Source organism: Dyadobacter sediminis (assembly GCF_005860765.1).
Lineage (GTDB): Bacteria > Bacteroidota > Bacteroidia > Cytophagales > Spirosomataceae > Dyadobacter > Dyadobacter sediminis.
This window is the reverse complement of the sequence record NZ_VCEI01000011.1, coordinates 921,926-934,659: the sequence shown is the minus strand read 5'-3', so window position 1 is coordinate 934,659 and position 12,734 is coordinate 921,926. Positions and strand designations below refer to the sequence as shown.

Sequence of the window (12,734 nt, the reverse complement as noted above, 5' to 3'; positions counted from 1 at the left end):
TCCAGAGGAAAGTTCTGCTTCTGATGTGAAGACACATCAAAAGCAGAGCATCAAAGCAAAAAATAACTTGAACAGATTACCCTTTCCAACATGGCACATATTTCATTGCCCGATGAAACACTTCCGGGCATAGTCGGATTATTCAGCTTCAGACCTGAAACTGCCGTTCCGCTGCAGTTACTGGCTGAAACATTACTGAGAGGAGAATCTCCTCTGACCAGCGGAGAACGCGAACTGATCGCAGCTTACGTATCGCACCTGAACGACTGCCATTTTTGCCATACTTCCCATGCATCCGCTGCAATGGCGCACCTGAAATGCGATTTGTCATTGATCGATGACATCAAACACGGTTTTCAGGAAATAGCCCTTTCTCCAAAGCTGCATGCATTGCTCGGCATAGCAGCCAAAGTGCAGAAAAGCGGCAGGCAGGTTACAGAAGAAGATGTAGCTGCTGCACGCACCCATGGCGCAGACGACCGGACCATTCATGATACCGTCCTCATTGCTGCAGCATTCTGTATGTTTAACCGGTATGTGGACGGGCTGGGTACGTGGGCTCCGCTGGATAACGAAGCATACCGTGAAATGGGTCAGCGTATGGCCTTTACAGGATATGTAAGAAACGTGGATGAAACAGCCATTTAACATTTTACCTTTAAAATCAATCCGAATGCCACATATACCGCTGCCCGGACACTTGCCGGGCATAACAGGATTACTCGAGTATAGCCAGGAAAGTGCGCAGCCAATTCGGGTGCTGACCCAGCTTTTGCTGAGAGGTCCATCCACCTTGACACCCGGCGAACGCGAGCTGATTGCCACGATCGTTTCACACCAAAATGAATGCCGGTTTTGTACCGCCGCACATACTGCAGCTGCGGACCTGCTGCTGGGCGATACGGAAACCTGCCACATCATGAAACAGGATATTGACGCAGCCCCTGTGAGTCATAAAATGAAAGCATTGCTAAAGATAGCCGGCCTGGTTCAGGTGAGCGGCAAAGCAGTGACTTCCGAATCCATTGCAGAAGCGAAGCATCACGGGGCCACCGACCTTGAAATTCATGATACGGTGCTTATTGCAGCCTTGTTTTGCCTGTACAACCGCTATGTGGACGGAATGGCGACCGTTGCACCGACTGATCCGGATTTCTACAAAGGGCTTGGAGAAAGGCTGGTCAGTAACGGCTACAACCGCCTGCCAAACGGTTACGATCATTTGAAATAGAATCAACCTTCTCAAAATTTGAAAACAGGCTATGAATAGATATTTATGCTTTTTGCTGCTTTACGTATGTTGTATACAGTTGGCATGCGCACAGGCCACCGGAATTTCCGGACATATTTATGATCAGGAATCCGGAAAACCCGTTTCAGGTGTTTCCATCTCCATAAAAGGAAGCACCAGAGGCACTGTCAGCGGCCCGGACGGATATTTTGAACTGAGATCGTCAGGTGCCGCAACATTGGTCATTTCGCTGGTCGGCTATGCACGGCTGGAAAAGGAAGTTTCTTCCGGTGAAATCCTGAAAATTTATTTGCAACCCGCTATTGAAGAACTGAATCAGGTCGTCATATCCGCTTCCCGCGTGGAGGAAAACATCATGCGTTCTCCGGTAAGTATTGAAAAAATGGATGCCCGCACGATCCAGCAAACACCTTCCGCCAATTTTTACGACGGACTTGTGAACATGAAGTCGCTGGATATGGTCACAAGCAGCCTTACTTACAAGCAAATCAATACCCGGGGCTTCAACACGACGGGCAACAGCCGCTTTTTACAGTTGGTGGACGGAGTAGACAATCAGCCTTCCGGACTGGGTTTTGCAATGGGCAATCTTTTTGGCCCGCATGACATCGATGTCGAAAGTGCTGAACTGATTCCGGGCGCAGCCTCCGCATTGTATGGACCGATCGCTTTCAACGGAATGCTCAATACGAGTACTAAAAATCCTTTTGAATATCAGGGGCTGAGTGCTCAGACCAAGTTTGGTATGAACCACATCGGAGACGGCACCGACCTGGGTGCAAAGCCGTTGTACGACCTGGCCGTGCGTTATGCCAAAGCTTTTAACGACAGACTGGCATTCAAGTTAAACGCATCCTATCTGAAAGGAACGGACTGGTATGCCAACGATTATACAGACATCGATCCCAATACGCCGGCTGCAAAACGCGGACCTCAGAATCCCGGCAAAAACCAGCTGAACATTTACGGTGACGAAGTGGCGCAGACATTGCCCGATATCGGCCGGGTGGCACGTACGGGGTATGAAGAAAAAGACCTTGCAACCTACGGCGTCTACAGTCTCAAACTGAACGGGGCGCTGCACTACCGCATTACCAGCAAGCTGGAATTGATTTATCAGGGAAATTACAATCAGGGTACGGCGCAGTATACCGGCAGTAACCGTTTTGTGATTAACGATTTCAAATTTGTACAGCAAAGGCTGGAACTCACAGGCAGTAATTTTTATCTGCGTGCGTACACGAATCACGAGTATTCAACCAATTCCTACAACACCCGGGCTTTGGGGCAGCAGATTAACCGAACATGGGTTAAAGATTTGAACGGCAATACGGTAGCACCGGAAAAGGCGGACGCAACATGGTTTGAACGTTACGCAGCCGCATACAAAGGCATCGTTACCGGCGTTACGCCGCAGGATCACAATATGGCACGTTCATTTGCGGACCAAGGGAGGATTTTGCCGGGATCGGAGGCATATGATGCGGCCAGAGAAAGACTGATCCGGACGCGCGGGCTGGCCGGAGCGGGCATACTGAGCCAGTGCAGCCTGCGGCATATTGAAGGCATGTACGATTTTAGTCCGGTATTTAAAATCATCAACTTTCAGGTAGGCGGCAACTACCGCAAATATTTCCTCAATACCGGCGGGACGCTCTTTGATGACAAAGACAAAAAACTGACCAATGAAGAATACGGCGTTTTTGCGCAGGCTTCCCGGTCATTCTGGAAAAATCATCTGAAACTGACGCTATCAGGCAGGTATGACAAAAACGAAAACTTTACCGGACGTTTTACGCCAAGAGCCTCGGCTGTATTTTCACCGTCTGAAGACCACCATTTCCGCGCTTCTTACCAGACAGGCTTTCGAAATCCGACAATCGGCGATCAGTACATCAAGCTGAATGTCGGACCTATCATTATTCTGGGTGGCGCTCCGGTGAACTCGCAGGGACTGAATGCATATGAAAATTCGGTAACAATCGCTTCCTTCTCTGCATTTGCCAATGCATTTGGCTCAGATATGCAGAAAGGAACGCCTTTTCCACAGGCCGTTGCCAACAATAAAGACAAACTGGTCAAATCAAATGTGCCGTATATCAAGTCCGAAAAGGTTAAAAGCTATGAAATCGGCTACAAGGGACTGATCAGCAAAAAGGTATTGTTTGATGTGAATTATTATTTCAGCCGGTATACCGATTTTATGATCAATACCGTGGTGGCAAGGGCAAAATCGAATATTCTGCTTGCAGACGGATCGGTGAATCCCGCTGCCGCTGCCGAGTTGCTGGGTGCAGACCGGCAGTTGTTCCAGTTGTATACCAATGCCGCCGACAAGGTTTCGATCCAGGGTGTAAGTGCTGGGATTACGTATTCCATGCCAGGGAATTACAAGATCAGTAGCAACGCGACTTATATTGATTTCAACATCAGAAATGCTGATCCCAACAACATCCCGGCTTTTAACACACCGAACTGGAAAACGAATGTAGTGTTCGGAAATTCAAGACTGACCGACAAACTGGGTTTCAACGTAGCCTGGCACTGGCAGAGTGCTTTTGACTGGTATGGAACATTCACTGAAATGCTGCCCGGCAAAGTGCAGGCATACAACCTGGTGGATGCGCAGGTCAGCTACCGCATACCCAGCATGAAAACCATTGTAAAACTGGGCGGTTCCAATATCGGCAACCGGTACATCGTGCAGGCATACGGCTCACCGGCAGTAGGCGGCTTGTATTATATAAGCCTCAATTTTGATCAGTTATTCAGGTAACCGAATACGCCTTTAATGGAAACACTGGAAATAAACAATGCTGAAACGATCAGCATGAGCAAAAAATGGTTTGCTTTTGGACTGTGTGCCGTAAGTTACATCCTGAGCGGAACAGTCTCCACGCTGATGTCTGTGTATTTGCCGGTTGCCGTTCCGGAGCTGAAAGGGGCAACTTTATCACCGGCCGAACTCGGGAAAGCAGGCGCTTATGTCAATGCGGTTTATCTGTATGGATGGATGTGCGGCGGATTGCTTTTCGGAGTTGTAAGTGATAACATCGGCCGGGTCCGATCGCTTGCGCTGGTGACAGCGCTGTATGGATTTGGCACTTGTCTGGTTTCCATCGTGCCCGATTTGAATACGTTGCTTGCCATTCGTTTTCTGTCGGGCATGGGCGTAGGCGGCGTACTGCTGATTACGACCGTGTACATCTCGGAGATCTGGGAACAGCGCAGCAGTGCGGTGATGCTGGGCATTCTGGCCGTCTGCTTTCCCGTAGGCATTGTAACAACAGGCAGTCTCAACCTGATTTTTTCAGACTGGCGCACGGCATTTGGCATCGGGATCATTCCGGTTATCGCTGCGCTGATCATCGGGATGGCAGCACCGGAGTCGGACAAATGGAAGCATATGAAAATTATAAAAAATCGTAAAGAAAATGTTTTTCATAAAAGTAACCGGGCTAACCTGGTTTCAGGATCTGTCATTTTCGGGTCCGTACTGATCGGGCTTTGGGGCATATTCTCCTGGCTGCCGACATGGGTGCAGACATTGCTTGCCGACGGACACGAAGGACAAAAGGAACGCGGCCTCATTATGGTGCTGCTTGGAGCAGGAGGGATTACCGGCGGAATATTTTCCGGCATGCTGATCAACAGGTTTGGCAAAAAAGCCACCTTAATGGCGACCTTTGCTGTTTGCCTCATCATGTGCTGCATTCTGTTTCTTACCAACCGTGTATTTTCAGGTATCATTTATGTTGAAACCGCAATGCTGTCTTTCTGCTTCGGGATCAGTCAGGGTGCATTGTCAAGCTATATCCCTGAATTGTTCCCGGTAAATATCCGGGGAACCGCAACGGGATTTTGTTTTAATATCGGTCGTTTTTTTACGGCTACGGCCGTTTTTTTCATTGGTTCGCTGGTCAGTATGCTGGGTGGGTTCGGCAATGCCCTGCTGGTATTTACAGCTCCGTTTCTCGTGGCATTCATCGTAACAGCAAGAGCAAAATAACTTTGAAATGACATGTCAGTAAATCAGGCAGACGGATTTCAGTACAACCAGCAGAAGTAGCTAACCAAAATAAAAACGCCTGAAACAATGATGAACTCTTCATTCTTTCAGGCGTTCTTTTATCAGGCTTTTCCGTTACTTATGTCCGTTCCCATTTGCCGGAACAGGCATTTAGTTTCAAAAAACATCAAACCACAATTTCGTAGTCAACCGGTCTTCGCCCTGATTGGCAACAGCCGCTTTGTAATTGGCGCCGTTCAGTGCCTGTTCGCCGGTCGGGTAAATGAGCCGCGAAGGGATTTTACCGTCCAGCACACCTGCATAAGCCGGTTTCAGCTGGGGAAAATCCAGTCTTCTCCATTCCGTGTAGGCTTCGGGTCCCTGACTGAACAAGGCAAGCCATTTCTGTTCACCGATGGATTTCTTGAAATTGGCCGGATTGTATGCAACGGCAGGCTGCGCGAGGTACGTCGTAATGTCTGCACTGTTTACCTTGAACTGCTGCAGAGAAGCGGTAACCGCCGCATTGTACAATTCCGCCGGCTTATCGGCAATAAAGCCTCTTTGTGCCGCTTCGGCCAGGTTAAACAATACCTCGGAATAGCTCAGAAACACAGCCGGTGAAGTAGGGGCGGTGAAATAATCGCCCAGTCTGGAAGTTCTTGTAAATCCCAGTTTGGCCGAAGAATCCGCCGGCAATCCGTTCGTTACGCCAATGTATCCGGTCGGCGTGGCATCCACGGTTTTGTTTGCGAAAATGGCCAGCCGCGGATCTTTCAATTCCTGAAGCTTGTCAATCACCGATTTGCTCACACGGTAATCATCACGCGTTTCCCGGTCTCTTGAAACCGGGTTCTGGTTCGGAGAAGCCAGATAATTCAATTGAGCAATTTCATCATTGGATGCAATCAGCTGGCTTTTATCCGCAGCAAGTTCTGCAATAACTGTTTTTGAAATTTGAGGTTCACGGTCTGCAATGCGCAGTGCGATACGCAACCGCAGGGAATTTGCAAACTTTTTCCATTTGTTCAGGTTACCGTTGTAAATCACATCACCGCTGATCGGGCTGCCGGCAGGATTGATAAGGTCCGAAGCTTTTTTCAGGTCGCTTAACAAGCCAAGATATACATCTCTTTGTGCATCGTATTTCGGCGTCAGTGTCTGATCGATTTTCCCTGCTTCACTGTAAGGAATGTCGCCGTAGAGATCGGTCAGGATCTGAAACGTCCATGATTTGAGGATCAGTCCAACGGCCTGATAATTTACATTTTCCGTTTGTTCCCCGATTTCAATGATCCGGTTATAATCCGTTAGTCCCTGTGAGTAAAGGTTTGTCCAGATGTTCTGGATATTGGAAATACTGACCGTGTATTTGTCAACGTCCGTATACTGTATTTTGGCCCAGTGCTGTACATATAAGGTGGTCGTTTCCATGGAGGCATCCGATCCCAGAATTACATCCGCGTTGGACTTGATCGAATTGGCCAGCAGGTATTCCGGCTGTGCGCTGATCGCCTCGTTCGGGTTCTCGTTTATTTCTTCCAGTTCGTCCTGGCAGCTTATCAAAAATGCCGACAGTGAAGCAATGGCAATCCCTTTTACTATTATATTTTTAAACATGATGATTTGTCAGTTAGAAGCCAATTAAAATATTAAATCCGTAAGAACTGGTGGTCGGCAATTGCAGGGATTCCAGTCCTTGACCTGTGTTTCCGGTGTTGAAAGCCGTTTCCGGATCAATGTTGTCTGCTTTTTTCTGCAGGAAAGCCAGGTTTCTGCCGTAGACCGAGAAGATCAGGCTTTGCAGTTTGTATTTCGATACAAAGGATTGCGGAACCGTATAACCCAGTTTAACCTCGCGCAGTTTGATAAAGGATGCGTCGAATACACTTGCCTCGTTGATACCTGCACTGTTGCTGTAAACGCCTTTGTAATAGCGCTCCGCAGAAACGATAGTCGTATTTGGCTTGCCGTCTGCTGTAACGCCGGGCGCAATGATGCCGTCCTCGTAAACCACAGCGCCTGTTGGCGCAGCTGCTGCATTGGCAATTTGCACCGCAACGCCTGATTTGTTGTTGCCCGGATAGTAATAGGTAAGCCCTCCATGTTCCGCATCCCTTCCCGGCAGTGTCGAGGCCAGAACGCCTGTGTAACGGCCGGTTGCATTGGTTGCCGAATAGATGGAGCCGCCTTGTTTGGTATCAATCAGAACACTCAGGTTAAATCCTTTGAAAGCGAACGAATTCGTGATTCCGCCGATCCATTTGGGCTGGTAATGTCCCAGTACTTTCTGGTTGGGGTCTCTTGTCGGGATTCCGGTGGAGCCAATGATCATTTCGCCTGCTGCATTGCGGGCAAAAGCCGAGCCGAACAATGCGCCGTAACCCAGTCCTTTGCTGGCATAAACCGTAACACCGTTGGTTCCCAGTTTGTAATCGTTCAGAAATCCTTCGTCGTCGAGTGCAATGACCTTGCTTCTGTTTCTTGAGTAATTGATGCCGACATCCCATCTGAAACCTGCGTTGGTTTCAATGGCTTTTACATTCAGCATGGCCTCAAAGCCCTTGTTGTTGATGTGCCCGGCGTTCAGCAGCTTTTGCTTGTATCCGGTGGAAGGGCTTACGTCTGCTCTTAAAATCTGGTTATAACTGTCCGTATTGTAATAGCTGACATCCAGTCTTACGCGGTTTTTAAACAATGCCACGTCCGCACCGACTTCGGTCGATTTTGTAATTTCCGGTTTAAGGTCGGCATTCAGTAACACATCCGAAACAGTCAGTAACGGATTGCTGCCGAAAGGCTGGTTGAAAGGATAGGTGTTGATCAGCTGATAAGGGTCTGTGTCTTTTCCAACCTGTGCCCAGCCGCCGCGCAGCTTGGCATAAGTCAGCACATTGCTCTTGATATTGAATGCATCCGTAAGGACCAGACTGGCATTAACGGATGGATAGAAATACGAGTTGTTCCCGGTCGGCAGCGTTGAGGACCAGTCATTTCTGGCTGTAAGGTTAAGAAAGGCATAATTCCGGAAACCCAGCTGGGCCGAACTGAATGCACTGTAAACCTTTTGTTTGCGCAGCACATTGCTGGATACCAGCGGATCGCGGGAATTGTTGAGCGTATACAATCCTGAAACGGCCAGCTTCGGAGCCTGCTGATAATTCTGTTCGTTGAAATTGCTGCGCAGGTTACCGCCGACAAGCCAGTCAAGTTCGAAATCCGCGCTTACATTTTTGTGAAAGTTGAAATTGAAGTCTGTATTGTTCTCATTCACAATGTAGCTGTCTTCCGTATAGGAACCGAAAGGCGTACCGTTTGTGCCGTAAGCAACCTTGAATTTACGTTTGTCATTGTAATAATCGTTTCCGGTACGCACCGTTGCCGTAAGCCAGTCCGTAATTTTATAGTTCAGGTTTACGTTGCCGAAAAAGCGGTCACGACGTTGCTGAACGGTATTTTCATATTGAAGCAGGTACGGATTGCTGTAATAACTGTGGTTCCAGTTGTAATCAAAACCACCTTTGTTGTAATCCTTCAGTAGTTCCGTATCCACCTGACGCCCGAACCACAGGAACTGAAGCATGACGCTTGATCCTCTTCCGGATGTCCCCGGCAGGTTATCCGAACTGTTGCGGGAGAAGTTTGCGCTGGTCGTTAGCGTCAGCTTGTCGTTGAGGCGGTAAGTGGTGTTGACACCAAACGCGTTTTTGGAAATATCCGTATTCGGGATGACGCCGGTCTGCTTGCTGTTGTTGAATGAAAAACGGTAATCCAGCTTTTCATTGGAACCCGAAACCGAGACGCCGGTTGTTCTTGTATGCCCGGTTTCAAAAAAGTTTTTGACGTTATCCGGGTGCGCGACGAACGGGGCCGGTTCGCCGTTGGAGAAAAACTGCGGAATCAGCCGGCCGTCCATTTTCGGACCCCAGCTTTCGTCTGTTGCGTCATTGATGCCGCCGCCTTTTCCGTTGACATAAGAGAAAGCGCCGCCTGTTCCCTGACCGTAAACATTCTGGTATTCAGGCAAAACAAGCAGTTTATCAAAAGTGTAGCCGAAATTCACGTTTACGCCGAGCCCTTTTTGCGTGCCTTTTCCTGATTTGGTCTTGATCAGAATGACGCCGTTGGAAGCCCTCGATCCGTACAATGCAGCCGCGTTCGGACCTTTCAGGACGCTGATCGACTCAATGTCGTTGGGGTTGATATCGGAAATTGCATTGGCAAAATCGCGCGAACCAACCGAGCCGGCACCCAGCTGCGAGTTGTCAATCGGAATTCCATCGACTACAAACAACGGCTGGTTATTGCCTGCAATGGAGGTTTCGCCGCGGATCACAATCCGGGAAGAGCCCATTCCGCCCTGACTGTTTGTGATGTTTACACCGGCAATTTTACCCGATAATGCATTCACGAGATTGTTTTCCCGCGCTTCTGCAATATCCTTGGTCTGCAATTCCTGAACGGCATAACCCAGTGATTTTTTCTCTTTTGCAATGCCGAGCGCCGTCACAACAACTTCCTGCAGGATCGTTTCGTCGCTTTCCAGCTGCACATCCAGTTTGCCGTTTTCAGGCACAGTCAGTTCGGTGGATTTCAGGCCGATAAAGGAAAAAATGAGCGTAGCACCTGATGCGGCATCTATAGTATAGCGACCATCAATGTCGGTGGCCGTTCCTTTGGAGCTTCCTTTGATAAGAATGGTTACGCCGGGCAGGGCTTCGTTGTCGTTTCTGGACGTTACCCGGCCGGTAACACTGATATTCTGTGCAAATGACGCATGCACAATACTGAACAGGAGGAAAATGAAGACTAAATTTTTATTCATGATGTAGAGATAATACTTAAACAGATATAGATGAGCGTGTATTGGCTCAGTTGGTTAATTCAAAGTGAAACCGGGATTGATTTTGCTGCGCAGCCTGTCCGGCTCTGTAAATGCCTGCAATGGCCTGCACAATGTGGTCGATCTCGTCAAAAGTGTTGAACTTGCTGAAAGAAAAACGGACATTTTCTCTGTTTTGCCGACATCGGAGTGCGCTGATCACATGCGAGCTGCCCTGGCTGGAACATGCGCTGCCTCCCGAAACAGCAATACCCGATGCATCCAGAATTTTAACCAGACTTCCTTCCGGCAGACATGGAAAGGATACATTCAGGATATTCGAAAGGCTTTTTTCCAGCGAGCGGCTTTCGCCGTTATAGTCCATGTCCTGAACACCGCTGATGGCCAGTCTGGAAAGCATGTACTGTTTCAGTTTGCCGGTTTTTTCCAGATTGGCGTCCAGATCGCGGTAAGCCACTTGCATCGCTTTGGCCAGCCCGATAATGCCGATCACGTTTTCCGTTCCGCCGCGTTGCCCTTTCTCCTGCCCGCCGCCAAAAATCTGCGCCTTGATACGGTGTTTTTTATTGATGTAAATAAATCCTGTACCTTTTGGCCCGTGAAATTTATGCGCAGACCCGACGAGGAAATCGACAGGTATCTGTTCCAGATCGAACCGGTACTTGCCGATGGTCTGCGTGGTGTCCGTGAAGAAAATGGCATTATATTGTTGTGCAAGTTTACTGACAGCCTTGATATCAGTAAGATTTCCTGTTTCATTGTTGCCGTGCATCAGACAGATGAGCGTCCGGGGATTGGCCCTTAGCAGATTTTCAAGATGATCCAGATCGACATTGCCGCGTTCATCCAGTTTTACAAAACTTGTTTCAACGTCTCCTTTCTTTTCAAGCTGGGAAATGGTTTGCAAAACGGCCTTATGTTCGATTTTGCTCGTTATTACATGATTTATCCCGTATGTAAGCACAACACCCGAGATAGCGAGATTAATTCCCTCCGTAGCGCCCGAAGTGAAATATATTTCATCATCCGACGCGTTCAGAATTCCGGCGATAAGCCTGCGAGAATCCGCAATGGCCTCATTTACTTTTCTTCCCGCCCAGTGGGACGAAGAAGGGTTTCCGAAGTTTTGTGTTAAAAAAGGAAGAATGGCTTCGATCACTTCCGGATCAAGGGCTGTTGTTGCGGCATTGTCACAATAAATCTCCATAGTCATTCAAGGTTTTAAATGGAATATTTCAGATTGCTGATAATTAAATTTGATTTTGCAGGCTTATGGCAGCGGTTCGCTGATCAGTTTCGCCAGATCCGTATTCCATTTGTTTACATAATCCTGATAAAACTTCCCCGTTCCTTTACCCGAAAAACCGGTATGGATTTCCTTTACTTTCCCATCGCGGCCAATGATGATTGTGGTTGGAAAAGCCAGGAATTTATCGATGGCCGGAAGTTTTTCGGCTACGGCATTGGCGCCTGTTTTGCCGGCAAACAGGATGTCATACTGCATGTCGTACCGGTTTTTGAGTTTGGTCAGCGCATTTTTTGCAAAAGTCAGATCGTCTTTCGCTTCGAACGCCAGTGCAATGGCTTCCACGCCCTTGCTTTTGTTTTCTTTGTACCACGGCGCCAGGAAAGTAATCTGGTCAATGCAGTTGGGGCACCAGCTTCCCATGATCTCGACGACAACGACTTTGCCTTTGTACTTTTCATCGCTTAGGGAAACCGGTTTTCCGTTCAGGTCTGGAAAGGTGAAGTCCAGCTTTTCATAGCCCGGTTTCAGGAAAGTGAGCGCATAGGCATCGGGCAATGCGGCTTTGTCGTCTTTAATACCTTCAAAAAGAACCGGATGTGCATTGGCACCGATGGCACCGCTGATGGAATGGTCGCTGTTGATTTTGCCTTTTACATAAGCCGGGCCGGAACCCGTTACGCCGGAAAGCTGGAATTCGTCGCCCTGCACATCGCCTTCCAGTTCGCGGCTGTCGCCCGAAACAGTCAGTATGATGCCGTTGAGTTTGCTGCCTTTTTGTTCGAAAACGGCAACGCGGTCGGGCGCGGCTTGATTACCGGCGGATGCGTCCGGCGCAATTTTTATCACCCATTTTCCCGACAAATTGGCCTTCGGGGTAATTTCCTGGCCCGGCTCTGTAAACCGGTATGATTTGCCCGGTTCAGCCCTGAACGGAAGGATTCTGCCGTTGTTTCCCGGAATCAGGCTTTTCTGTACGCCGGATAATGTGCCGTCGTTCTCGATTCTGGCAAACCACGCCGTTTCAAAAGTATTAAGGCTCACCTGAATGGAATCCGGAGAAATAAATCTGGCCTGAAAATCGTCCCGCCTTTCGCCGTTGATCGCTGTGAAAACAGGTTCTTTGCCGGCTCCGTTTTTTACTTCAAAATTAAACGGGACATCGATGTCGCTTATCCGGAACACACCGCGCCAGATGCCGTTTTGCAATGCTTTTTGTTGTGCATGCGCCTTTGTAAAAGAAGAAATCAACGCCAGTGCTGTGACAAAGGAGATCAGTTTTTTCATTTTCATTCCATTATTTTAGTAAAACAGTTTTAAGTTTTCCGGCTATTTGAGCTTTGAACAGATATAAGAATTGTCGTAACGGAACGGCTTCGAACCG

Annotated in this window: 8 protein-coding genes; 4 read left to right on the top strand and 4 right to left on the bottom strand. The window is 48.5% G+C overall.

Annotated elements, in window-relative coordinates:
- The first annotated feature begins 90 nt into the window (after positions 1-90).
- Genes FEM55_RS04640 through FEM55_RS04625 form a run of 4 tightly spaced genes read left to right on the top strand, consistent with a single transcriptional unit; the run spans position 91 to position 5,261 of the window.
- On the top strand, positions 91-648 hold the full coding sequence (locus FEM55_RS04640) for a carboxymuconolactone decarboxylase family protein (protein WP_138280119.1): 558 nt from the start codon (positions 91-93) through the stop codon (positions 646-648).
- A 25-nt stretch (positions 649-673) separates the two neighbouring features.
- On the top strand, positions 674-1,231 hold the full coding sequence (locus FEM55_RS04635; protein WP_138280118.1) for a carboxymuconolactone decarboxylase family protein: 558 nt from the start codon (positions 674-676) through the stop codon (positions 1,229-1,231).
- Between the two features lie 31 nt (positions 1,232-1,262).
- A complete protein-coding gene (locus tag FEM55_RS04630) occupies positions 1,263-4,028 on the top strand; it encodes a TonB-dependent receptor (RefSeq protein ID WP_138280117.1) in 2,766 nt (921 codons plus the stop codon).
- A 15-nt stretch (positions 4,029-4,043) separates the two neighbouring features.
- Entirely contained in the window at positions 4,044-5,261 is a 1,218-nt protein-coding gene (locus FEM55_RS04625; RefSeq protein WP_138280116.1) for an MFS transporter, read from the top strand.
- A 177-nt stretch (positions 5,262-5,438) separates the two neighbouring features.
- Here FEM55_RS04625 and FEM55_RS04620 read toward each other — a convergent pair whose 3' ends face one another.
- The 4 genes from FEM55_RS04620 to FEM55_RS04605 all read right to left on the bottom strand — a co-directional run bounded on the left by FEM55_RS04620 (position 5,439) and on the right by FEM55_RS04605 (position 12,637).
- On the bottom strand, positions 5,439-6,881 hold the full coding sequence (locus tag FEM55_RS04620) for a SusD/RagB family nutrient-binding outer membrane lipoprotein (protein WP_138280115.1): 1,443 nt from the start codon (positions 6,879-6,881) through the stop codon (positions 5,439-5,441).
- Between the two features lie 13 nt (positions 6,882-6,894).
- Positions 6,895-10,086 carry a SusC/RagA family TonB-linked outer membrane protein gene (locus tag FEM55_RS04615; protein WP_138280114.1) on the bottom strand — a complete coding sequence of 1,064 codons (3,192 nt, stop codon included), beginning with the start codon at positions 10,084-10,086 and terminating at the stop codon, positions 6,895-6,897.
- Positions 10,087-10,132: 46 nt separating this feature from the next.
- Positions 10,133-11,311, bottom strand: coding sequence for a cysteine desulfurase family protein (locus tag FEM55_RS04610; protein WP_138280113.1), 1,179 nt, complete (start codon positions 11,309-11,311; stop codon positions 10,133-10,135).
- A 63-nt stretch (positions 11,312-11,374) separates the two neighbouring features.
- Positions 11,375-12,637 (bottom strand): peroxiredoxin family protein, encoded by a 1,263-nt coding sequence (locus FEM55_RS04605; protein ID WP_171036462.1) that lies wholly within the window; start codon positions 12,635-12,637, stop codon positions 11,375-11,377.
- Positions 12,638-12,734: the final 97 nt, after the last annotated feature.